Origin of the sequence: Agromyces zhanjiangensis (assembly GCF_040496055.1) — a bacterium.
Classification (GTDB): Bacteria; Actinomycetota; Actinomycetes; order Actinomycetales; family Microbacteriaceae; genus Agromyces; species Agromyces zhanjiangensis.
In genome coordinates this window covers 586,509-608,670 of the sequence record NZ_JBEPKB010000001.1, presented here as the reverse complement: position 1 = coordinate 608,670, position 22,162 = coordinate 586,509, and the positions used below count along the sequence as shown (strand labels likewise).

General features: G+C 69.1%; 20 protein-coding genes. 12 read left to right on the top strand and 8 right to left on the bottom strand.

Going from position 1 to position 22,162, the window contains the following annotated elements:
* Window positions 1-63 precede the first annotated feature (63 nt).
* Both ABME02_RS02900 and ABME02_RS02895 read left to right on the top strand, forming a co-directional pair.
* Entirely contained in the window at window positions 64-900 is an 837-nt protein-coding gene (locus ABME02_RS02900; protein WP_353813769.1) for a hypothetical protein, read from the top strand.
* A 254-nt stretch (window positions 901-1,154) separates the two neighbouring features.
* Complete coding sequence (locus ABME02_RS02895; protein WP_353813768.1) at window positions 1,155-2,492, top strand: FAD-binding oxidoreductase; 1,338 nt, start codon at window positions 1,155-1,157, stop codon at window positions 2,490-2,492.
* Window positions 2,493-2,622: 130 nt separating this feature from the next.
* Here ABME02_RS02895 and ABME02_RS02890 read toward each other — a convergent pair whose 3' ends face one another.
* Entirely contained in the window at window positions 2,623-3,282 is a 660-nt protein-coding gene (locus tag ABME02_RS02890) for a GntR family transcriptional regulator (protein WP_353813767.1), read from the bottom strand.
* A gap of 150 nt (window positions 3,283-3,432) precedes the next feature.
* Between ABME02_RS02890 and ABME02_RS02885 the strand changes: the two genes are divergently transcribed.
* The 6 genes from ABME02_RS02885 to ABME02_RS02860 all read left to right on the top strand — a co-directional run bounded on the left by ABME02_RS02885 (window position 3,433) and on the right by ABME02_RS02860 (window position 8,740).
* Window positions 3,433-4,134, top strand: coding sequence for an alpha/beta fold hydrolase (locus tag ABME02_RS02885; protein ID WP_353813766.1), 702 nt, complete (start codon window positions 3,433-3,435; stop codon window positions 4,132-4,134).
* 72 nt (window positions 4,135-4,206) lie between these two features.
* Complete coding sequence (locus ABME02_RS02880) at window positions 4,207-4,872, top strand: trimeric intracellular cation channel family protein (protein WP_353813765.1); 666 nt, start codon at window positions 4,207-4,209, stop codon at window positions 4,870-4,872.
* A 53-nt stretch (window positions 4,873-4,925) separates the two neighbouring features.
* Entirely contained in the window at window positions 4,926-5,735 is an 810-nt protein-coding gene (locus ABME02_RS02875) for a MerR family transcriptional regulator (protein WP_353813764.1), read from the top strand.
* A 143-nt stretch (window positions 5,736-5,878) separates the two neighbouring features.
* On the top strand, window positions 5,879-6,244 hold the full coding sequence (locus tag ABME02_RS02870) for a hypothetical protein (RefSeq protein ID WP_353813763.1): 366 nt from the start codon (window positions 5,879-5,881) through the stop codon (window positions 6,242-6,244).
* Window positions 6,245-6,397: 153 nt separating this feature from the next.
* Window positions 6,398-7,774: a class I SAM-dependent methyltransferase gene (locus tag ABME02_RS02865; protein ID WP_353813762.1), complete on the top strand. Its 1,377-nt coding sequence runs from the start codon at window positions 6,398-6,400 to the stop codon at window positions 7,772-7,774.
* A gap of 129 nt (window positions 7,775-7,903) precedes the next feature.
* Window positions 7,904-8,740 carry an alpha/beta fold hydrolase gene (locus tag ABME02_RS02860; RefSeq protein WP_353813761.1) on the top strand — a complete coding sequence of 279 codons (837 nt, stop codon included), beginning with the start codon at window positions 7,904-7,906 and terminating at the stop codon, window positions 8,738-8,740.
* 129 nt (window positions 8,741-8,869) lie between these two features.
* Here ABME02_RS02860 and ABME02_RS02855 read toward each other — a convergent pair whose 3' ends face one another.
* From ABME02_RS02855 to ABME02_RS02845, 3 genes are all read right to left on the bottom strand, one after another.
* The gene (locus tag ABME02_RS02855) at window positions 8,870-10,330 is read right to left on the bottom strand and encodes a thioredoxin domain-containing protein (RefSeq protein WP_353813760.1); all 1,461 of its coding nucleotides are present in this window, start codon (window positions 10,328-10,330) and stop codon (window positions 8,870-8,872) included.
* Window positions 10,331-10,469: 139 nt separating this feature from the next.
* Window positions 10,470-12,854, bottom strand: coding sequence for a helix-turn-helix transcriptional regulator (locus tag ABME02_RS02850; protein ID WP_353813759.1), 2,385 nt, complete (start codon window positions 12,852-12,854; stop codon window positions 10,470-10,472).
* A 67-nt stretch (window positions 12,855-12,921) separates the two neighbouring features.
* A complete protein-coding gene (locus ABME02_RS02845) occupies window positions 12,922-13,599 on the bottom strand; it encodes a MerR family transcriptional regulator (protein ID WP_353813758.1) in 678 nt (225 codons plus the stop codon).
* 154 nt (window positions 13,600-13,753) lie between these two features.
* On the opposite strand from ABME02_RS02845, the gene ABME02_RS02840 reads away from it, so the two are divergent.
* Entirely contained in the window at window positions 13,754-14,641 is an 888-nt protein-coding gene (locus ABME02_RS02840; RefSeq protein ID WP_353813757.1) for an AraC family transcriptional regulator, read from the top strand.
* Between the two features lie 53 nt (window positions 14,642-14,694).
* On the opposite strand, the gene ABME02_RS02835 is transcribed toward ABME02_RS02840, so the two are convergent.
* Together ABME02_RS02835 and ABME02_RS02830 are read right to left on the bottom strand one after the other, a co-directional pair.
* Entirely contained in the window at window positions 14,695-15,702 is a 1,008-nt protein-coding gene (locus tag ABME02_RS02835; RefSeq protein ID WP_353813756.1) for a hypothetical protein, read from the bottom strand.
* Between the two features lie 255 nt (window positions 15,703-15,957).
* Window positions 15,958-16,608: a hypothetical protein gene (locus ABME02_RS02830; protein ID WP_353813755.1), complete on the bottom strand. Its 651-nt coding sequence runs from the start codon at window positions 16,606-16,608 to the stop codon at window positions 15,958-15,960.
* 367 nt (window positions 16,609-16,975) lie between these two features.
* Here ABME02_RS02830 and ABME02_RS02825 point away from each other — a divergent pair, with 367 nt between their 5' ends.
* Window positions 16,976-17,935: a DUF2599 domain-containing protein gene (locus tag ABME02_RS02825; RefSeq protein WP_353813754.1), complete on the top strand. Its 960-nt coding sequence runs from the start codon at window positions 16,976-16,978 to the stop codon at window positions 17,933-17,935.
* A 12-nt stretch (window positions 17,936-17,947) separates the two neighbouring features.
* Window positions 17,948-18,217 carry a hypothetical protein gene (locus ABME02_RS02820; protein ID WP_353813753.1) on the top strand — a complete coding sequence of 90 codons (270 nt, stop codon included), beginning with the start codon at window positions 17,948-17,950 and terminating at the stop codon, window positions 18,215-18,217.
* Between the two features lie 345 nt (window positions 18,218-18,562).
* On the opposite strand, the gene ABME02_RS02815 is transcribed toward ABME02_RS02820, so the two are convergent.
* Window positions 18,563-19,915, bottom strand: coding sequence for a helix-turn-helix domain-containing protein (locus ABME02_RS02815; protein WP_353813752.1), 1,353 nt, complete (start codon window positions 19,913-19,915; stop codon window positions 18,563-18,565).
* Between the two features lie 91 nt (window positions 19,916-20,006).
* Between ABME02_RS02815 and ABME02_RS02810 the strand changes: the two genes are divergently transcribed.
* Window positions 20,007-20,351 (top strand): hypothetical protein, encoded by a 345-nt coding sequence (locus ABME02_RS02810; protein ID WP_353813751.1) that lies wholly within the window; start codon window positions 20,007-20,009, stop codon window positions 20,349-20,351.
* A 127-nt stretch (window positions 20,352-20,478) separates the two neighbouring features.
* Here ABME02_RS02810 and ABME02_RS18445 read toward each other — a convergent pair whose 3' ends face one another.
* On the bottom strand, window positions 20,479-21,948 hold the full coding sequence (locus ABME02_RS18445) for a thrombospondin type 3 repeat-containing protein (protein ID WP_436408228.1): 1,470 nt from the start codon (window positions 21,946-21,948) through the stop codon (window positions 20,479-20,481).
* Window positions 21,949-22,162 lie beyond the last annotated feature (214 nt).

Below are 22,162 nucleotides of genomic sequence, written 5' to 3'. Positions count from 1 at the left end.
GAGGTCGAGATCCGGACGCACGCGGACACGGCCGACTGAGGTCGCACTGGACGGAGGCAGCTCATGGAGAACCGCAGCAGACGTGGGTGGTGGGTCGCGGTGGCGATCGTCGCGCTCACCGTGAGTGTGCTCTCGTTCGCGCAGTCGATCGGATACGCGATCGCGTCCGCGGCGGCGGGCGGGCCGGTCCGCTGGATGTGGATCGACCACGCCGGGCCGGCGGTGACGTCGTCCTTGATCGCCGTTGCGACACTCGCGATCGGAATCGCGGCCGCGTTCGTGAGCCGGCGCCGAATCGACGGCACGCCGTCGTTCGAGACGCCCTCGCAGGGAATGCACGCGATGAACGACACCGTCGCCTCCAGATTCGCGTATGCCGCCGCGGTCTTCTTCGTCCTCGGGATGATCGTGATCATCGGCCTCGGCGTGCGGAACGAGTTCGAAGGTTCCCCGCCGCCGAGCGTGATCATCTACGTGTTCGCCGGACTGGCGTTCCACTTCGCCCTGCTGCCCGTGATCTCCGCCCTTCCCGCCCCGACATGGGCGAGGGCATCAGGCTACGTCTGGGTCGTCGTCGACAACATGATCCTGATGCTGACGCTCTACAGCGTGGGTACGGAGATCATCGATCCGCTTCGCTGGGGAATCCATCTCGCCGCCGCGACGTGGTTGCTCGGCGCGAGCTGGGCCCAACACGGCGTTTCCCGCTGGATCGGCCTCCTCGCCGCGTTCGGCCTGGCGGGCTCCTCCCTCGGGGGCGCCTTCACCGAGTCCGCCCTGGTGCTGCTCAGAGTCGCTGGTCCACTCATGGTCGTCTGGCTCATCCTCGCTGGGATCCGACTCGGCAAGACGGCGGCACCGATACCGGCACCGGTGCCGGAGGAGCGGACGCGCGTATAGGCGGTGCGGACGTGGGGCGGGAGAGCCATCGCACGGCCCATCGCCAGACGGCCTCGACGTACCGCATCCGGACCGACGGCCCCTGATCCGACGACGCACCGCCGGCCCCATCGGCGCCGATGGACGCAGCGGAGCGGGGGCGTCGGTCGCCGAGGGAACTCCGCATGCGGACTTCGGCCCCTGCGGACTACCGTGAGGGTGTGTCCGCTCCTGCGACCGACGCGACTGACGCACGAGCCGCTCACGCTGACGGCGTGGAGCGCCTGCTGGCGAGCTATCGGGCCCTGCCCGCGACGGCGACGGTGCGGCTGGCGAAGCCGACGTCGAACCTGTTCCGGTCGCGCGACCGGGTCGAGGCCCGCGGGCTGGACACGTCGGGGCTGACGCAGGTCATCGCGGTCGATGCGGAGGCGCGGACGGCCGACGTGGCCGGCATGTGCACGTACGAGGATCTCGTCGCGGTGACGCTGCCCCACGGGTTGGCGCCGCTCGTGGTGCCGCAGTTGAAGACCATCACCCTCGGCGGAGCGGTGACGGGGCTCGGGATCGAGTCGACGTCGTTCCGAAACGGGCTGCCGCACGAGTCGGTGCTCGAGCTCGACATCCTCACCGGCGCCGGCGAGGTCGTGACCGCGTCGCCGACGGAGCACGCCGACCTGTTCCGCGCGTTCCCGAACTCGTACGGCACGCTCGGCTACGCCGTGCGCCTGCGCATCGAGCTGGAGCCAGTGCAGCCGTTCGTCGCGCTCACGCACCTGCGCTTCCACACCCTCACCGACCTCTTCGCCACGATGGGCCGCATCGTCGAGACCGGCGCCCTCGACGACGGCACCCGCGTCGACTACCTCGACGGGGTCGTCTTCAGCGCCGACGAGAGCTACCTCTGCGTGGGCGTGCAGACCGCGGCATCCGGCCCGACCAGCGACTACACCGGGCAGCGCATCTTCTACCGCTCCATCCAGCATGCGGATGGCGCGACGCACGACCGGCTCACGATCCACGACTACCTGTGGCGGTGGGACACCGACTGGTTCTGGTGCTCGCAGGCGTTCGGCGCGCAGCATCCGCTCGTTCGCCGGCTCTGGCCGCGGCGCTACCGGCGCAGCAGCGCGTACTGGAAGCTCATGAAGCTGGAACGGCGGTACGACATCGGAAACCGCATCGAACGGTTCCGCGGCCGGCCGCCGCGCGAGCGCGTCATCCAGGACGTCGAGATCCCGATCGAGCGGACCGCGGAGTTCCTCGACTGGTTCCTCGCCGAGGTGCCGATCGAGCCGATCTGGCTGTGCCCGCTCCGACCGCGCGACGACACCGACTGGCCGCTGTACCCGCTCGAGCCCCACCGCACCTACGTGAACGTCGGCTTCTGGTCGACCGTGCCCGTGGGCGCGACCGAAGGCGCGACGAACCGGCTCATCGAGCACAAGGTCGGCGAACTCGACGGGCACAAGTCGCTGTACTCCGACGCCTTCTACCCGCGCGACGAGTTCGACGCGCTCTACGGCGGCGACGCCTACCGCGCCGCGAAGCGGCGGTACGACCCCGACTCGCGGCTCCTCGACCTCTACGCGAAGGCGGTGCAACGACGATGACGACGTCGGCGAGCTCGTTCGCGAGCTCCGCGAGGTCCGCGACGTCCGCGAGCTGATCGAGCGCGCAGTACGGCCGGCGGCGTCGGCGTCGGGCGGGGCGCCGTCGACCTGACCGGCTCTGCACGGCTCGTCACTCCGAGGGAGTGGCGCGTTCCGCGGGCAGGCTGTGCCAGATCTCGAAGGTGAGCTCCGACGCGCGCTCGGCGTCGCCGCTCGCGAGGAGCTGGATGAGCCGTTCATGCCGTTCGATCGAGGCCTGACCGCCCGCGGCGAAGCGCTCGCGTTCCGCTCGACGCACGACGGGGCCGAACTGGTCGAGCACCGACTCGATGGCGCGGTTCCCGAGGATCGACACCGGGATCGCGTGCAGCTCCTCGTCGGCGTCGAGGGCGGCGGCGGTGTCGCCTGCGTTCACGGCCCGGGCGAAGCGGTCGTTCGCGTCACGCATCCGCCCCACCTCGGCGTCGGACAGGTTGCCCGCCATCTCCCGCGCGACCAGGACGTGCATGGCGGCGACCACGTCGCGTGCGTCCCGGACGGCCTTCGGGTCGATGGCGCTGACCGTCGTCGATCGCCCGGGCACCGCGACCACGAGTCCGCTCGCACCCAGACGGAGGAGTGCTTCGCGAACCGGGGTCCGGCTGACGCCGAGCCACTCGGCGAGTTCGGCATCCTTCAGCTGTTCGCCGGGCAGGAACGTGCCGTCGACGATCGCGTCCCGGAGCCGGCGGAACACGTCATCGCGCAACAGCGACCGGTCGACGCCGGGGATGCTCCGGGGAATCGGCATGCAATATATTGCCCACACTCCGGGGCCCGGGTGCAAGTCGACGCTTCGGCTCTTGCCGATCCTTTGCAACATGCAATATATTGCACATCGCCGGTGTTGCATCACATGACCGCAATGAATCGGCCGAACGGCCGCTACGGAAGGAACGACATGAACACCGAACACGACATCACCAACGTCGTCCTCGTGCACGGGGCCTTCGCCGACGGATCCGGATGGCGCCGCGTCTACGACCTGCTCACCGCTCGCGGCTACCGGGTCTCGATCGTGCAGAATCCGCTCACCTCGCTCGAGGCCGACGTGGCGGCCACCAACCGGGTGCTCGAGCTTCAGGACGGGCCGACGATCCTCGTAGGCCACTCGTGGGGCGGGACCGTCATCACCGAGGCGGGCATGCCCCCCAAGGTCGCCGGCCTGGTGTACGTCTCCGCACTCGCGCCCGACTCCGGGGAGACCACGTCGCAGCAGTACGAAGGGTTCGCGCCGACGCCCGAGTTCGTCATCGACGTGGGCGACGACGGGTACGGCTACCTCAACCGCGAGGCGTTCCACGCCGGCTTCGCCGCAGACCTCAGCGAGGCCGACGCCATGTTCCTCGCCGACAGCCAGGTTCCGATCGACATGTCGGCGTTCGGCACCGCGGTGACCGCGGCCGCGTGGCGCGACAAGCCGAGTTGGGCCGTGATCTCGACGGAGGACAAGGCGTTCGACCAGGCCATGCTCCAGCACATGGCCACGCGCATCGGGGCCGACATCACCCACGTCCCGGGCAGCCACGCGGCGTTCATCTCGCAGGCCGAGGTGGTCGCCGACGTCATCGCCACCGCAGCCGAGCGCAGCGCGACGCGCTGACGCCGCATCGACTCCGGGGTCGGTTCGCTCGCCTGGAGCGGACCGGCCCCGAGCGACGAGGGGAGGATTCGGATGGATGTCGCACCGTTCCAGGTCTCGTTGTGGGTGGAACTGCTCGCCGCGGGACTGGGCGGCCTCCAAGGCGCCCTCTTCGCAGCCGAACACCGAAGTCGTCGCATCGACGTGCTCGGCGTCCTCGTCATCGGGCTGGTGGTCGCGCTCGGCGGCAGCCTGCTGCGCGACATCGTCCTCGACCAGCCGCCCGTCGTCATCTGGATGAACTGGTACCTGGTCGTCGCCGGCGGCTCGGCCATCCTCGGCATGATCCTCCAGCACCTGTTCACCCATGTGGGCTGGGTCATCACCGCGCTCGATGCCGTCGTCATGGGACTGTTCGGCGCGATCGGTGCCTCCAAGGCGTTGTCGCTCGGCGTCGGCGAGGTCGGCGCGCTCGTGGTCGGCATCATCGGCGCGATCGGCGGGGGACTGCTGCGGGATGTCTTTCTGGGCCTGCCGGTCTCGTTCCTCCAGATCGGGACGCTCTACGCGGTCGCCGCCGGGTCCGGCGTCGGCGTGCTCGTCCTGCTCACCGAAGTCGGCACTCCAGTGCCCATCGCCGGCCTGATCTGCGTCGGCGTGACCACCGCGGCTCGACTGCTCGCCGTCCTCCTCGGCTGGAGGTTCCCTGAGCAGCGCGCGCTGGCCCGCCCTCGACCCCGGTCGCCGAAGCCGAGCTGAGGAAGAATCGCAGAGTGCACCCCGACCACCTGACGTCGCATGAGGGTTCCCTCATGACCATCGGCGACTTCTCGCGTGCGGTGCGCATGACTGCGAAGGCCCTGCGGTTCTACCACCGGAACGGCATCCTCACCCCGGTGCTCGTCGACGACCGCAACGGCTATCGGCTGTACGCCGCCGACCAGATCGCGGATGCCCGGATCGTGAAGACCCTGCGGGAGCTCCACGTGCCGGTCCAGTCCATCCGAGACGTGCTCGCCGCTCCGGACGTTGCAGCGCGCACCGAACTGCTCGCGCAGCACCTCCAGCGGATGGAGCGACAGCTCGATGACACGCGGATCGCCGTGCAGAACCTCCGAGACATCCTCGCCCCCACTCCGGCGCCGGTCGAGATCGTCCACCGCAGCGTGCCCGAGACCCGGGCCGTGGCGGTCAGCGAGGTCATCGACCTCCGCGACCTCGCAAGCTGGTTCCGTCGTTCGACGGCGATGCTCCGGCACATCGCCGCAGGATCCGACCCGTCGTCGACCGGCCACTACGGCGGCATCTGGCCCAACGAGCTGTTCGCCGACGGACGAGGACTGGCCACCGTCTTCCTCACCGTCGGTGACGACATCGCCGAACGTGCCATCGACGGCGAGGCGACCTTCGTCGAGCTGCCCCCGGTCGAGCTCGCCGTCGCACGCCACGAGGGGCCAGACGAGACGATCCCGCAGGTCTACGCCGCACTCGGCGAACACGTCGCACGTCACGAGCTCGCGACAGACGCTCCCGTCCGCGAGGTCTACGTGGAAGGGCTCCCCGGCATCGACTCGCACACCGTCACCGAGATCGGATGGCCGATCTTCCGAGTTGTCCGCTGAGCGCGAACGAGTCGGCTTGACCTTCCCCTCAGGGGAAGCGGGAGCGTGGAGACACGCACGAATCACGGGACTCCACCTCGGCGGAGGTCGGCATCCCGGATGCCGTGCATGACGGTCAACCGAACACGAACTGGAGGACACCCATGTCTCACACCGACGCATTCGACTCCTACGACACCGCGACCGTGCCACCGGTCGTCGCCCGATACCTCCGCGCACACGGCGACGACGATCGGCGGCAGTCGGTCCTCGAGGCCTTCACGGCGGACGCCCGCGTCACCGACGAGGGAATCGACTACGACGGCCGCGACGGCATCCGCGCCTGGCTCGACAAGACCGGCAGCGAGTACACCTACACGACGACGCTCACCGGCCAGCGCCAGGAGGGTCCTCAGCAGTGGACGGTGCTGGCGCACCTCGAGGGCGACTTCCCCGGCGGCGTCGTCGACCTGCGCTACAGGTTCGGCCTCGACGGGGATCGGATCGCGAGGCTCGTCATCGCACCGTGAGGCGATAGCCGGCCGGCCCACTGAGACCCGGGGCCGGCGGGGGAACCATCCCGGCAGCGGCTCATGCGGACTAGCGTGTGGGGTGTCCGCTCCTGCGGCCGTACGACCCCGACCGCGGTTCCTCGACCTCTCTGCGAAGGCGGTGCAACGACGATGACGACGTTCAAGGAGCGAGGGCCCGGGTCGGCGACGACGGCGGATGCCACGAAGGCCGATGCCACGACGGCGGATGCCGCGACGAAGCCGGATGCCGCGGGCAGGCTCACCCTTGCCGAGATCCTGGAGCTCGTCGCCGGCGGGCAGCTCCCGCTGCGGTTCACCGCGTACGACGGCAGCTCGGCGGGCCCGCCCGACGCCGCCATCGGGATCGAACTGAAGACCCCGCGCGGCACGACCTACCTCGCCACCGCTCGCGGCGACCTCGGCCTCGCGCGCGCCTACATCGCCGGCGACCTCGAGATCCACGGCGTGCACCCGGGCGACCCCTACGAACTGCTCCGCGCGCTCGCCGACGAACTGGTGTTCCGGATGCCGCCGCCACGGGCGATCGCGCAGATCCTCCGTTCGATCGGCGTCGAGCACTTGAAGCCGATCGCGCCGCCGCCGGGGGAGGCGCCGCCGCGCTGGCGCCGGGTCGCGACGGGCCGCCGGCACAGCAAGGCGCGCGACGCCGAGGCCATCCACCACCACTACGACGTGTCGAACGCCTTCTACGAGTGGGTGCTCGGGCCGTCGATGACCTACACCTGCGCGTGCTACCCGCGCCTCGATGCCTCCCTCGACGAGGCGCAGGAGAACAAGTACCGGCTGGTCTTCGAGAAGTTGCACCTGTCGCCGGGCGACCGGCTGCTCGACGTGGGCTGCGGGTGGGGCGGCATGGTGCGCTACGCGGCGCGCCGCGGCATCCGTGTGGTCGGCGTCACGCTGTCGGAGGAGCAGGCCACGTGGGCGCAGCGCGCCATCGCCGAGGAGGGCCTGGGCGAGCTCGCCGAGGTGCGGCACGCCGACTACCGCGATGTCGCCGACACCGGCTTCGACGCGGTGTCGTCGATCGGGCTGCTCGAGCACATCGGGGTGCGCAACTACGCGAAGTACTTCCGCTTCCTGCAGTCGCGGCTGCGCCCCGGCGGACTGCTGCTCAACCACTGCATCACCCGCCCCGACAACCGGTCCGAAGCATCCACCCGTGGATTCATCGACCGGTACGTCTTCCCCGACGGCGAGCTCACCGGGTCCGGGCGCATCATCACCGAGGCGCAGGATGTCGGCCTCGAGGTGCTGCACGAGGAGAACCTGCGCCCGCACTACGCGCTGACGCTGCGCGACTGGTGCGCCAACCTCGTCGAGCACTGGGACGAGGCGGTCGACGAGGTCGGCCTGCCGACCGCGAAGGTGTGGGGGCTCTACATGGCCGGCTCGCGGCTCCAGTTCGAGCGCGGCGGCATCCAGCTGCACCAGGTGCTGGCGGTGAAGCCCGACGAGCGCGGGGGAGTCGGCGACCTGCCGCTGCGGCCGTGGTGGACGGCGTAGTCGGAGACCGTCCGGGACCGGTACCTCAGACGTCTCCGCAAGGGGGTAGCGGTGCGTCCTTCGATCGGAGAGCATCCAACCACGATGGTCGGGCAGAGCCTCGGCTGAAGAGGAATCTGGAGGTCGGTCATGTCCTTTGTGACCACGGACGACGGTGCGGAGATCTACTTCAAGGACTGGGGCGACCGCGACGCCCAGCCCATCATGTTCCACCACGGGTGGCCGTTGTCCTCGGACGACTGGGACGCCCAGATGCTCTACTTCCTCGGGAAGGGGTATCGCGTCATCGCCAGCGACCGTCGCGGTCACGGCCGCTCGTCGCAGATCAGCACCGGCCACGACATGGACCACTACGCCAGCGATGCGTCCGCCGTCGTGGAGCACCTGGACCTGCGCAACGCGATCCACGTCGGCCACTCGACCGGCGGCGGCCAGGTCGCCCGCTACGTCGCGAAGTTCGGTGAGCCGCAGGGTCGTGTCGCGAAGGCCGTGCTGGTCGCGGCGGTTCCCCCGCTCATGCTCCAGACCGACGCGAACCCCGGAGGGCTGCCGATGTCGGTCTTCGACGGGTTCCGCAGCGCGCTGGCCGCGAACCGAGCCGACTTCTTCCAGGCCGTCGCGTCGGGCCCGTTCTACGGCTTCAACCGCGAGGGTGCGACCGTATCGGAGCCCGTCGTCGCCAACTGGTGGCGTCAGGGCATGATGGGCAGCGCGCTCGCGCACTACGAGGGCATCAAGGCGTTCTCGGAGACCGACCAGACCGAGGACCTCGAGGCGATCTCGGTGCCCGTCCTCGTCCTCCAGGGCGACGACGACCAGATCGTGCCCTACCAGCAGGCCGCGCTCAAGCAGCACGAGCTCCTCAGCAACTCGACCCTCAAGATCTACGAGGGCTTCCCGCACGGGATGCTGACCACGCAGGCGGACGTCCTGAACTCCGACATCCTCGCCTTCATCCATCAGTAGCTCGGCCGCTGCACGAGGAGCAGGCGTTCGTTGCGCGCCATCCGCTCGTGCGAGCGGATGCGACATTGCGGACGGTGGCTCAGTCGTGGGCGATGCGCGATCACGCACCGCCCACGACCGGAGCAGCCGTCACTTCCGAGCGAACACGGCCTCCACCTCGACCCCGGCGATGTTCGCCACCAGGGCGTCGATGTCCGCGTCGGTCAGTTCGCCGATCGTGCCGTAGTCCTCGTACTCGCCCGAACGCAACGCCTGCTCGTACGGGATGCGCAGCGCGGCCAGGTCGATGTCGACCGTGGTGACGCCCTTCACGGACGTCGCGGGCAACTCGACCCAGGCGCCGGCCTGACGGTCGAAGTCCCCCGGCGTGAGGAGTCCGGTCACCCACACGTAGAGCGTGGTCGACGTGAGCGGTTCCTTCGCGTGCTTGGGGTCGAGGCGCTCGAGCGAGAGTGTCAGCTCGCCGGACGATGGGAGACCGGACGGTTCGTAGAACGAGAAGTTCCGGACGGCGATCGACGGATCGGTGTCGTCCGACCGATGTCCGAGGATGCCGAGTGGCGTCTGCTCGTACTGCTGGGTGCCCGAGGGGTCGAAGACGACCGACGCGGAATCCCCGTCGAGGGTGGCGGTCACCCGTTCACCGGTGAGCGACTTGTCCGGCTTGGGCGCCTTCGGCCGGTGGGCCTTCGCCCCGCTGTCGAGGACGCGCTGGATGATCTCCTCGACGCTCGCCTGGGCTCCGACCACACGGTCGAGGATCGTGCCGTCGGGGCCGATGAGCAGGCTCGTGGGAACCGCCTGGCCCACGCCGGCGTCGTCGTCCAGCAGGAAGAACTCAGCGGCCCGCGCGAGATCGGAATCGGAGTCGCCCTCCGCGTGCAGCACGGTGTTCGTCAGTCCGAGGGACTCCTCCCAGGCGACGGCGTCCGATCGCGTGCTCGGTTCGCCGGCGTTCGCGCCCTGCTGGAGCACGGTCACGATCGCGAGGTCGACCTTGTAGTCGGTCGCGAGCTTCGCACTCGCATCGCGCAGCATCGGCGCGTAGAAGCGGCATGGCCCGCACCATGCGGCGCAGACGTCGACGATGGTGTACGTGCCCTTCTGCACGGTGTCGCGGAGGTTGTGGCGAGCGCCGTCCTCGCCCTCGGCGTCGATGCCGGCGAGCTGTTCGCCCGGCCGGAAGCCCGGCGGTCGCACGATCATCCACGCGCCGGTTCGAACGTCGTCACCGACATCGGCGCGCAGCACGGCGCGTCCGCCGATGTCGCCGGCGGTCGCGTGCACCACGATCGCACCATCGGCGCCCGTGATCGCCGAGTACGTGTCCAGCGCGACCGTGGCGCCCTGCCACGTGTCCGGGACGACGGAGAGCGTCACCTCGACGCCGACCACCGGCTGCCCGGCGTCGTCGGTGACGACCGCCCGGATGGGGCCGGCGAACTCCTCGCCGACCGGCGCCGAGTAGTACGGATCGTCGAAGAGGATCATCTCCGGGACCCCGTCGGCCGCCACCGCGGGCGTCACTCCGGCCGCCAGCGCCATGGCGACGACCGCCGCGGCGGCCACGTGGGTTGCGAGCGTTTTCATCGTGAACCTCCCGGGCCAGGCGCCGCCGCGTCGACGACGCGCATGTCGAACGCCGTCACGATAGGAGGTGCCGTCGGCGACGGCATCGGGCATTTGCCCGCCTCGTTCAGGACCCGTCGAGCACCCCCGATCGACGGGCTCAGTCCAATCGCACCAGCCCGCTCGTCGCTGCCTTCGTGGCGGCCTCGGCACGAGTGCGGACGCCGAGCTTGCGATACACGGCGCTCGTGTGGTGCATGACCGACTTCGGGGTGATGCGCAGCTCGACGGCGATTTCCTTGTTTCGGAGACCGCGCGTCAGCAGTTCGAGCACCTGCAGTTCGCGCGCAGTCAGCGGCACGATCGCAGTGGTCGGGGAGGCTGCGCTCTCGGCCGGCGTCGGCACGTCCGCGATCTGCGGCAGGTACGCCCCGAGTTCTCCCAGCGTCTGCTCGCGATCGAGAACCTGCCCGCCCGCGACGGCCGCGGCGAATGCGGCCGGGCCGAGCGTCGCGCGGAACCGGTCGACGGCCGCCCGGTACCGCTCGCCGTGCTCCGGTGCTGCCAGCGCCAGCACCGCATCGACGTGCGATGCGATGGCGCCGTGCAGCCTCGCTCCGACGCGGTGGTCGCCGCGGATGTCGGCGATGAGCGCGGCGAGCATGACCGAGACCGTCAGGCCGTTCAGGAGGTCGACCCGGCGCAGGGCGGACTGACGCATGGTGAGCCAGGACGCGGCCGCCGCGGCGTCGCCGCGGTCGACCGCCGAAAGGGCGAGCGCGGCGAGCACGTGCAGCTCGCGCGGCGTGTCGTCGAGATCGCGGGCGATCTCGAGCACGTCCTCGAGGCGAAGGCGGCCGTCCTGATCGGGCAGGGTCCCCGTCGGGAGGGAGTGCAGCACCAAGGCCGCGAAGACCACCGTGCGCCGGTCGTCGGAGCGGATGGCCCGTGCGAGCCCCGAGTTCGCGAGCCCGGCAGCCTCGTCGTACCGGCGGAGATTGCCGTACATCGAACTCGCCGAGACCTCGAATCGACCCGTCCACCGCGTATGCCCGAGCTCCCCGGCGAGGCGCATCCCCTCGGCGCAGGCCGCGAAGGCCGCCGGCACGTCGCGGGTGGCGGACACCGCCAGGAACTGGGTGCGCAGCGCCATGAGGAGGGGAAGCGGGGCGCCCGAGTCATGGGCGAGGACGAGCGCCTCGGCCACCCGAGCCGCGATGACACCGGCCTTGTCCTGGGCATCGGGCGTCAGGCTCTCGAGCTGCGCCGACCAGATGAGCGCGTCGCGCCGTGCGCTCGGATCGCCGGCGCCCGGCGCATCGAGAAGATGCCGCAGCAGGTGCAGCACTCGTTCGCCTGTTCCGCGCCGTTGCGCCTCCCAGCCGAGGTCCGCCGCGAGGCGGAGCGCCCTCGCAGCATCGTGCTCGATGAGCCAGTGGAGCGCGTGCAGGCACTCCGGGAAGTCCTCGCCCATGATCGCGAGTGCGGCGTCCTCGTCGGCGTCCTCGACCGCCTCCGCCGCACGACGGGCCCGGTCCGAGAAGTGGCGGGCGTGGCGATCGCGCGCTTCGGAGGCGTGCCCGGACGTCTCGAGCCGCTCGCGTGCGAAACCCTGGACGAGTCGACTGAGCCGGTACCGGCCGAGCGTCGTCGCCGAATCCAGCTCGGCCAATCGCAGGTCGAGGAGCTCGCCGAGGGGGTTGTAGCACGATGCGACCAGGCCCTCGCAGACCGCTTCGACGGCCTCGATGGCGAACGGACCGGCGAACACCGAGAGCAGTTCCAGCAACCGCTGCGCCGCGGCGGAGGACATCTCGTGGGTCGTCAGGACCGCATCGCGCACCCCGCGCGCGCGATCGCCCGCACCGATCGGGGCGGTGAGCACGTCGAGGGCACGGCGGGGATCCGACAGGAGCGGATCGAGGTGGGTCAGGGGGATGAACGGCAGCCTGCAGGCGGCGAGTTCGATCGCGAGCGGGTTGCCGTCGACGGACGAGCAGATCCGACGGATGCGGTCGTCGACCTCCGGTCCGTCGCCGACGTCGACCCCGACGCTCGCGGCGGCCTGACGGAACAGCTGAGCAGCGGCATCCGCCTCGAGCGGCCCGACGAGCACGGGTGCGCAGCCCGGCGCACGGAGTTCCGGCACCGATTCGACGAGTATGGTGAGGGCGCCGTCCTGTGCGGCGAGCCGCACGAGCGACTCGGCCTGCGAGGCAAGCGGATCGCCTCGATGGATCACCAGCAACGACCGATCACGGTTCCCGCCGGGGAGCGACAACGGCATGCGGGCCGTGAAGCTCCGGACCGCCGGCATCACGTCGCCGATGCCCTCGGTTCGCAGTTCGAGGTGCTGGACGTCGGCGAAGCGACCTGTGGTGCGCTGGAGCACGCGCTCGACCAGCGCCGACTTGCCGACACCCTCCGGCCCGGTGACGTTGACCACGAATGGGCCGTCCGGATGCAGCAGCCGGTCGAGTTGCGCGCGTTCCGTGTCCCGACCGACCAGCGGCAACGGTGAGGTCATCTCATCTGCCTCGGCCACGGTGCCATGCCACGATGATGCCAGCCCTGGCCGGGAATGGGAACCGAACGCGGTCGGGGCTCCGGGCTCAGGCCTCGCGCTCGACAGGTGCCTGCAGCTCGGTCACCCAGTCGGGGCCGGGCTCGTGCCCGTCAGCCACGAGGTAGACCTCGCGAGTGGGGCCGGTGATGCGATACCCCTCGGCGACGATGCCGTCCATCAGCGTGCGCCAGGACTGCCCGATGCCGGTCATGTCGCCGCGGTGGATCAACGTGGCCATGGTTGCGACGGCAGGCAGCGTCACGACGTCGTAGCCCTCGCCCGACTGCGGATCCGGCTCGGCCGTGTACGACACGTGCACCGCGAGGTCGTCGCTGCCCTCGACCGGTTCGTACCAGAAGATGCCCGGCTCGATGATCGGCCGGCCGGCGGCGGTCAGTGCGTCGTCGAGCCGGCCGATCGCAGGGCCCACGACGGGACCCACGTTCTCGGGGCCCATCCCCTGCGCGACCGTGCTGGTCGCGTAGACGGTGACGGGCCCGACGGCGCGGTATTCGATGTGGTCGCTCATGGTCTCTGTTCCTTCGAGCAGCAACCGCTGCAGCTGGGCACTCGAGTACCGGCGGTACCCGCTGTGCTCGTCGACGTGCGCCGGCTCGAGCAGCCCGATCGCATCGTAATGGCGCAGCATCCGCACGCTCACGCGTCCGAAGGCGGCGAACTCTCCGATGGTGTACATGGTGGAGACCACGTTCGACCATGACACGGTGTGAGGGTCAAGCGACAGTGTCGAGTCGGACATGAGCCGGATCAGTGAACCCGTCGCCGTCCGCGGCGGGTTGACCATTCGCGCGGGGGGTGGGTGCGATCGAATCGGACCACGATAGTCGGGTCCGTCCCCTGCGCGATGAGCAGGCTGGATGACGAAAGGGGTCACCGTGATCGCTGCGCTGAATCGGCTCGTCGAGTCCGTCGAGGAGCACCTCACCGATGGTGAGATCGACCTCGCCGGGCTGGCGCGCGGACTCGGCACGACGGAGTACCACCTGCGGCGCATGTTCTCGTCGCTCGCGGGCATGCCGTTGTCCGAGTACGTCCGACGGCGGCGGATGACCGTTGCGACATCAGATGTGCTGGACGGCGGCGACCTGCTGGATGTCGCGGTGCGCTTCGGGTACGGGTCGACCGAGGCCTTCACCCGCGCGTTCCGCTCGGTCCACGGCGTCGGTCCCGGTGACGTGCGCCGTGACGGCGGCCCCCTTCGCAGTCAACCGCAGCTCAGGTTCCGCCTGACCATCGAAGGGAACACCACCATGGACACTCGCATCGCCGACCGACCGGCCTTCCGGCTCGTGGGCCACGCCGCGCGCGTGCCGCTCATCCACGACGGGCCCAACCCGCACATCCAGGCGCACATCGCGTCGCTGCCGCCGGAGGAGCACGCGCGCCTCAAGGCGCTGGGCGACACGACGCCGACGGGGCTGCTGCAGGTCAGCGACGACGTCGACCCCGACTACGCCGAGGGCAGCGAGCTGACCTACCTGCACGGCGTCGCCGTCGCGTCGGACACTGCGGTGCCCGACGACCTCGATCCCATCGAGGTGCCGGCGGGCGCATGGGCGGTGTTCCGCTCGTCCGGCCCGTATCCGGAGGCACTGCAGGCGACGTGGGCGGCGACGGCCGCGGACTGGTTCCCGTCGAACCCGTGGCAGCTGCGGCCCGGGCCGTCGATGGTCGCCGTGCTCGAGCGCGCCGATGACTTCAGCACGGCCACGACCGAGTTGTGGCTGCCGGTCGAGCGGGCGTGAGGGGTGAGGCGCCAGCCGCTCGCGCAAGGGCCCGGTCGGAACGACGCGACGCGTCAGTACCCCCAGATGTAGGCCGTGGATGACCCGAGCGAGTTGGACGCGACCGCCCTGACGGTCACGTAGACGGTCGGCTCCGGCCAAGGTGGGCACGGCACCGGGATACTGATCGTCCCGGTCGATCCGCGACCGGATGCGAGCAGGGTGTATCCGCCCGTGGCCTGGTAGTCGCCCTTGGTGTAGGCGTAGAGGATGTCGACGGTGTTGCCCTCGCGGGCGACCCACTTCATGTCGAACGAGGTGGTCCCACCGGCCGGGTCTCCGCAGATGCCGCGCGGACCGGGCGTCATCTCGAGCATTCCCGGATCGTACAGATCGACGACCGGCCCGCCCCCGCCGCCGGTGGGGTCGCCACCGGACCAGTCGTTCCCGGACCAGGCGTCCGCTTCCGCTCGGGCCTCCGCCTCCGCCTTCTCACGCGCAGCGGCCTCGGCCGCCGCAGCGCCGGCCTTCTGGGCTGCGACGACGGCGTCCGAGGCATCCTTCACTCGAAGGAGCGCGGCCACCATGTCGTCGGCTTCGGTGAGTTCGCCGACCGCCTTCGTGAGCGCGTCCCGCGAAGCGCCGGCGAGCGGGCTCGCGCTGATCAGTGCCTCGGCCTGACCCTTGGCACTCGCGACGAGGTCGTCGAAGGCCAGGTCGACGGCGGCGACGGCCGCCCTCAGCTCGTCGATGTCGCCGCTCGAGATCGCGAGGGCGAGCTCCATGCGGGCGCCGTCGAAGGCCGACGCGGCGTCGGCATGCACCGCTGCCCCGAGCGAGGCGGTGAGTCCGGCGAAGTCTGCGTTCAAGCGGGCCGCATCATCCTTCGCGGCCGCGAGGGCATGCGCCGCCTCCGCCGCGACCCGTTGCTCGGCTGCCGCCTCCTTCGCCGCGGCCTCGAGGAACAGCTGCCGATCGCGCTCGTCGGCGGCGAGCGCGGCCACCGGGATCGTGATGACGCCGAGGACGATGATCAGGACCGCGCCGACGGCGGCCGCCTTCACCGAGATCGGGAGCGACATGAATCGTCTGAAGAGCTCTTTCATCGACGCCCGCGTCGTGACACCTGGATGCACGGCGATAAGCATGCCATGCGCGCGAAGTGGTGGATGCCTGTGTGGAATGCGGGAGGGGAATGCGTGCCATCCGGTCGGACTGGCGACGGCAGCGGTCAGCGGATCTCCTTCGGCTCCATCGCGAGGACGGCGTGAAGCGACCTGCCGCTGCGGCCGTGGTGGACGGCGGAGGGTCGCCCGATGGTCTGGGAGGCCCCGCTCTCAGACCCGAACAAGGGTCCGCGGGAAGCTCTTGGCGCGGCAGTTTCCCACGTTGGTCCACGGGCTGTAGCCGGGAGTTCCTTCGTATTCGAACCTGATCACGACTTCCTGATCAGTGCCGTTCATGGTGCCTTCCACCTTCAGTCGGACGCGACTGACATCGAACTCGCCGAAGAATTCGAAGGTCACGTCGCCTGTGCTGGACGCAGAACCCTCGGCCCGCGCTGTGGACCCGTCCGACCCGCGGAAGACCATGGAAAGCCTCGACTGGCCGGCGCCGGAGAATGAGATGTCGATCGCCGTCGCACTCGCTGTCGACGGCAGCTTCATTCCGACTGAGAGCCCCCCTTGCAGGGCGAAGCAGTCCTCGCGAAGCGGCGTCGGCGTGATGTTCCAACTGCCGATCAGGTTCGACAGGTCGAACGGGGTGGCGGGGACAGCTGGCGGCGTTTCGGCGATCGGGGCACCCGATCCGGCGGTCGTTGCCGGGGCCACCGTCCCGAACGCGTTCATTCCGGCTTGAATCTCGGCGAAGAGGATCTGAAACGCCTCTTGCCGTGAGAATCCGTTCTGCTCCAGCGCTGTCACCTTCGCAGACAGCAACTCCGCCCGTCGCGTCAGGGCGTCGAGTTCTTGTTGAGTCAGTGGCATGGGTGCCTCCCCGCTACCTGTGGGCCGGGGGGCAATGGAAGCCCTCGCGACCCGGGCGGTCCTGCCAGCAGGCTAGACCTGCCGAGGCGGCCCCGACAAGCGTCGCTGGCCCGTCGGCGACGGTTGAAACGGGTTGACGGCGAGTGCACGCCTGCCTTGCGGGTGTGGATCTGGTTGCCCGTTCGTAGCGCCCGAAGAAACGGAGAGTGAAACACCGTATGTCGTCACCGAGGTCGTGGCGGCCGCCCAGTAGGCTCGTGATTCGCGTGTCGTGCTGGTCCGCTCTCGATCGACGGGGGTCGCGGGAGTCGGTATCCGTCGGTGCGCGTTCCGATAATCAAAGAGAAATGGGGGGCCCATGCAACGCATGAGACTCGCAACTACCACTGCTGGGATGGTCGCACTGCTGGCCGTTGCCGGCGTCGCTCCGGCGAACGCGGCATCGTCCGATGCGGGACCGCTGGACGCCATCGAGCGGGTCGCGCCGCAGGTGCTGACGAAGGTCGCCGAGGCGACGATGAAATCTCGTGGGACGACGGCGATCGCGTCGGACGAGGTCAACGGCGTCGAGGTCGAAGTGCCGATCGATCCGTCGGACGGGATCGCGGTCACGAACGTGGAGACGGGCCTGACCATCGGCGTCGGGCTGCCGAGCGCGCGGTCGGCTGACGACGCCGTCGTCGAGGCAGAAGGGGTGGTCTCGTACGACAACGGCGATGGTTCCGTCACGGTACCCGTCGTGAAGGATGACGGCTCGGTCCAGATCATGACCGTCATCGAGGACTCGACCGCGCCGACGGACTACGCGTACGCACTCGACATCCCGGCCGATGCCACCGTAGGCGAGGACGCCGAGACCGGTCTGGTCAAGATCCTCGACGCGGACGGTGGGTTCCTCGCCGGTGTGGCACCGGCGTGGGCACTCGACGCGAACGGCGACCCGGTCGCGACGCATTACGAGATCTCGGGCGACGCACTCGTCCAGGTCATCGACCACGGCGCCGGCACCGCGTACCCGGTCGTCGCCGACCCGTGGCTCGGGATCGCCCTCATCGACAAGGTCACCAAGACCTGGTATTCGGGGAAGGGCTACCGATACCACGTGTATCCCACGTGGTGGGGTCGTGGCGGTGCAGGCTGGGGTGCACGCTGGGAGGCCTGGTCCGAGACGAAGAAGAAGGGTGTGCCGCAGACGAGCACCCTCGAGAACCAGTTCTACTGTCACTACGACTACCGCCCGGTGACGACGTTCAAGGACTCGTGGAACCTGGAGTCGTGGGCCCCTGACAAGGGGTACTGGGGCTTCATGGCCAGCGTCTGCAACTGATCGGAGTCAGGGATGTTCACAAGACGGGCGATCATCGGCTACTGGATCCTCGCCGCAGTCCTGGCGGTGACGACCATCGTGCTCGGCACCCTGGCGGGGTACCACGCGGATGACGTCGCCGGTGCCCCGGACGGCTCCATTCCGCCGAACGACGTACTGCTCGGTTCGGTCTGGCCCACTGCCGGCCTCACCGTGCTCGCCGTGCTCTGGGCCGTCACGGCGATGGTCCTCGGAGCTGTGACGACCCGGCAGCGTGAACGCGCCGCCGGGACGGGCTCGTAGAGCACGATCACCCAGTGCGAAGAGCGGCGCAGGCCGCTCGTTCTGCGGCCGGCCTCCCGCCTCGATCAGGGGCGGGAGGTCGGCCTTGGCCGTAATCGGCGTCGGCGATCGCCTTGTCGTCGCACAGCTGCTCGCGTTCCCGGCGGATGCCGTGTCGTCCTCGAGAATCTCCCAAAGCCGAACGGCTCGCGGTCAGACAGGAGTGACGACTCACACCGAACGTCCCACCCGAGTGAAGGAGTACCTCGTGGATCTCGCCGACCTTCTCCACCTCACCCGCCCCGGGTGATCCCGCCGGCGCGTTGCGCGATGAGGACGGCGGGCGCGCGTCCGCCGGGGGCACCACTAGTACTGGGCCAGGAGGCGTCGGACCCATTCTTCGTACTCGTCGAGGTCGAACTGAGCGAGTGTCAGACTCTCGTCGATCCACTCCTCTGACACGGTCGCTGTCTCTTCCTGGGAGGGCGTGAGGTCGGGCTCATTGACGCTCGTCACACCCAGCCAGACCGGCAGCGCCTGCGTGTCGAGAATGATGCTGACCAGCTTGAGCTCGATCTCGAGTGCCTTCTGAGCGTCGGGGGAAAGTGCGTCCCATTCGATCCGGCGGCTCGCGTCATGCCCGGGTGCTGGGACGAACGGAGGTGCCTCTGCAGAGCGGGATCGGATGGCGCGTCCGAGCAGCTCAGCGCGCTGGATGATGGCTTGTTGGGCTTCGTTCCACCTCTCCGCACGCGGCAGGGCGTCCTGCATGTCCTCCAGCGCCTGCTGCGCGGCATCGAGCTTCTCGGCTTCAGCTTCGGCTTCCTTGCGGAGCTTTCGGCCCTTCCACACGAGCACTCCACCGATGGCCAGAAGCGCGGGCAAGGCGACGATGCCGGTCAGGACCGCCGCGCCGCCCGCCACGCCCATGCGACCGGCTGCGAGCGAACCACTTCCGAGCCACGCGAGCGTGGTGCTGGAGGCAGCCGCGCCGGAGAGCGAGGCGATCGCAGCCCCGGTCGATGCCGTCCCGGCGGCCGAGAGGGCGATGAGCACGCCGGCCGCGGTTCCTGAACCCGGCCCACCTCCGGCGCCCGCGCCTGCCGCGCTCTCGGTGATCGCCTTCAGGACGCCGGCCTCCGTCTGCTCCCTCAGTTGCCGGATCTCGCCCTCGAGCGATCCTGCCCTCTCGTCGGTCGCCCCGGCATCCTCGGTATCGAGCCGCAGTCGCCAGTCGAGCCTCGCGGCGGTCTCGAGGAACGGCAGGACGAATCCATTGGACGCTCGCTCGAGCGTGCGCTCGGAGTTGCGGACCTGGAACGTGACCCGTTCGGTGAGCAGGTTCGACGATGCGATGATCTGTGCTCTCCGGGCCTCGTTCTCGATGTAGATCGGCCCGGCCATGGCACGGGCGAAGACGCCGGGGCGCGAGAGCGCCGCGAGCGCTCGCTCCGTCTCCTCCTCGAGTTCTGCCTCGGTATGCCCGAGCGCGTCCAAGAGACGTCGGCGGTACCGACCGGTGGGGTCGGTCTTGCCGGACTCGATGCGGGAGATCGCCACGGCGGCGCTCTTCGGGCTCTCGTCGCTTCCATATCCGGCGATTCGCCCCAGCTCCTGCTGGCCCTTGCCGTTGGCGCGTCGCCACTCCCGCCCCCACGCCTTGAGTACCGATGCCTGCGCGGTCAGGCGGGGTTTCGGATCTGCGCGCGGGGTCGCCACTCTTGACACCTACCCTAACCTCGTGCCTATACTCGGGCTAATGTGGGGCTAACTTAGCACCCGTATGAGCCCACTCTATAGGGAGATCATCATGACGATGAGTGCACTGCCGGTGTGGTCGGAGCGGTCGGAGCAGGACACGCCCTCGTCCGGGACCGGGACCGGAACCGGAACGAGCGAGCCGCACTACGAGGCGCGCCCTCGCAACGGCAGCAACCCCTGGCTGATGCTCTTCCCCCTCGGCGCTGCAGCGGCGGTCTCGGCCGCTGTCCTGCTGCGGCGACCGGCCGTGCGCAAGGCGTGCGTCGAGGTCGTCCGGGATCCCGAGGTGCGTGATGAGTGCCGGGAGGCCGGTGAGCGCGCATACCGCGTGATCGCCGCATCTTGGCGCCGGCATGGTGGTCCGGAAGGATTGGCCGAGACCTTCCTGCGCTGACTTCGCCAGCGACGACGGTCGACGCGCGCGGGAGCAGACCACCGGATGGCGCAGACCTCGGCGCGTGCCTCGTCGAACGGCGGGAGGGGCTGAGGAGCTCAGTTCGTTCGGAGAGCACTGAGGATCGTCAATAGGCGAAGTCGATCGACGTCTGCTTCGTCCACCTGATGTCCTTCTTCTCTCTCGACGTCGACTTGCCGAGTTCAACGCTCGCCACGACCTGGTCCGCGACCTGGGCCCAGACGGTTGCACGGTGTGAAAGCGATACGACCGTGTGGGAGGACGTCAGACTCAGCGGCATGTTGAAGTTGGCCGCGACAATCCCATTCGTGATGGTTGAGGGGGCTCTGCACCAAGTGACCTGGATGGCTTCGTCGTAGAAGGGTCCGACGTACGATCCGGGCCCGAGCGACTGTACTTGGTCCGACTCGCTGTCAGGGTCGAGGTCCCATCCTGCTGCGATCTGGTCATTCCAGTAGAAACCCACTGTCCCGCCTTCTTCCTTCACCTGCGCTCGCGCCGTCCACTGCGAGGAAATGCACAACGCTGTGATGTCCTCGCTTGCGGCGCCGGTCACGCGGGCGGTCAGGCCACCCGCCAGGTCGAATGGCTCACCGGTGAACGAGTAGATCCCGACGAGCGTGCCATCGACGACTGCGTGTGCCGGAACTCGCCAGTCCGGAACCCCTTCCACGACATCGGGGATGCCGTCATCATCGGAATCTTCGTCGGCGGCGTCCGGCGTCCCGTCTCCGTCGGTATCCACCCATTGCCCACCGTTGGTCTCGACGGAATCCCCGATTCCGTCGCCGTCAGTGTCGGCGGAGAACGGGCTGGAGCCGATCTGAACCTCGAGATCGTTGGGAATGCCATCCTGATCGATATCGCTGTCGCACGCGTCGCCGAGTCCGTCCCCGTCGAGATCTGCTTGGTCGGCGTTCGCATCCGCAGGACAGTTGTCCTCACTGTCGATGATGAGGTCGCCGTCGAGGTCGGGTCCGGCGCCCAATTTCACGGCATAGACGCTCACTGACCACGTTTGCTGTCCGTCGATGGACTGCTTCGTGTACGTATAGTCGAGGGTCGTTCCGGGCGAGGCGATTTCGAGTTCGTCTGTACCGGGAAGCAGGACCACTTCGGTGAGGACGGTGCCCGCGAAGTCATTCAGCGGGATGCTGCTGCCACAGAGCCCGATCGTTCCCGTCCTGGCGAACGTGCTGGGAGTGGGGTTGGTGTACAGCCCTGTGTAGGAGATGGCGGGCGGAAGTCCCGTCCATTCGCTCGGGAAGCCGAAGCTGCGGCTGTAGTACCCGGTGCCGGACACGGAGCCGCTGTAGTTCTCGCCGCCGTCACCGGGGAGACCGTTGTCAGGGCACGACGGGCTTCGGCTATAGGTCTCGGATGCCGTGAACTCGAAATTCATGCTCTCCGAGTCACTGTCGATGAACGTGGCGAGCCTCGTGTGGTTGATCCGATCGGTGACGTGGCGATACTCGACCCGTGCAGTGAGCGCCCATGGAGCGAGCGGGTCAGTCTCCCCCTCGGCGTGTGCCGGTGCATGGGCGACTCCACCGCTCAAGAAGACTGCGGCGACCACCACCCATCCAGACAACCTCGATCTCCGGTGGCGCAGTTGCGTGCGAGAGCCGAGCATCACCCACTCCGATCCCCTTGAGAGCGCTCAGACTCTAGCGCGAAGGACGCGTGGGCGGCCTCCCCCCGACATGGGGTATCTGAGCATTGCTCAAGTGGCCTGGCGGGCTTCGCGAAGCTGAGTCGGACCCGGATCCGGCCCGGCCGGCAGCAGCCCC

Bases quoted from the DNA above. Each gene is read 5' to 3' on its own strand.
- ABME02_RS02900 (WP_353813769.1), top strand. From the start codon at position 64: ATGGAGAACCGCAGCAGACGTGGGTGGTGGGTCGCGGTGGCGATCGTC.
- ABME02_RS02890 (WP_353813767.1), bottom strand. From the start codon at position 3,282: ATGCCGATTCCCCGGAGCATCCCCGGCGTCGACCGGTCGCTGTTGCGC.
- ABME02_RS02885 (WP_353813766.1), top strand. From the start codon at position 3,433: ATGAACACCGAACACGACATCACCAACGTCGTCCTCGTGCACGGGGCC.
- ABME02_RS02880 (WP_353813765.1), top strand. From the start codon at position 4,207: ATGGATGTCGCACCGTTCCAGGTCTCGTTGTGGGTGGAACTGCTCGCC.
- ABME02_RS02875 (WP_353813764.1), top strand. From the start codon at position 4,926: ATGACCATCGGCGACTTCTCGCGTGCGGTGCGCATGACTGCGAAGGCC.
- ABME02_RS02870 (WP_353813763.1), top strand. From the start codon at position 5,879: ATGTCTCACACCGACGCATTCGACTCCTACGACACCGCGACCGTGCCA.
- ABME02_RS02865 (WP_353813762.1), top strand. From the start codon at position 6,398: ATGACGACGTTCAAGGAGCGAGGGCCCGGGTCGGCGACGACGGCGGAT.
- ABME02_RS02860 (WP_353813761.1), top strand. From the start codon at position 7,904: ATGTCCTTTGTGACCACGGACGACGGTGCGGAGATCTACTTCAAGGAC.
- ABME02_RS02855 (WP_353813760.1), bottom strand. From the start codon at position 10,330: ATGAAAACGCTCGCAACCCACGTGGCCGCCGCGGCGGTCGTCGCCATG.
- ABME02_RS02840 (WP_353813757.1), top strand. From the start codon at position 13,754: ATGACGAAAGGGGTCACCGTGATCGCTGCGCTGAATCGGCTCGTCGAG.
- ABME02_RS02835 (WP_353813756.1), bottom strand. From the start codon at position 15,702: ATGTCGCTCCCGATCTCGGTGAAGGCGGCCGCCGTCGGCGCGGTCCTG.
- ABME02_RS02830 (WP_353813755.1), bottom strand. From the start codon at position 16,608: ATGCCACTGACTCAACAAGAACTCGACGCCCTGACGCGACGGGCGGAG.
- ABME02_RS02825 (WP_353813754.1), top strand. From the start codon at position 16,976: ATGAGACTCGCAACTACCACTGCTGGGATGGTCGCACTGCTGGCCGTT.
- ABME02_RS02820 (WP_353813753.1), top strand. From the start codon at position 17,948: ATGTTCACAAGACGGGCGATCATCGGCTACTGGATCCTCGCCGCAGTC.
- ABME02_RS02810 (WP_353813751.1), top strand. From the start codon at position 20,007: ATGACGATGAGTGCACTGCCGGTGTGGTCGGAGCGGTCGGAGCAGGAC.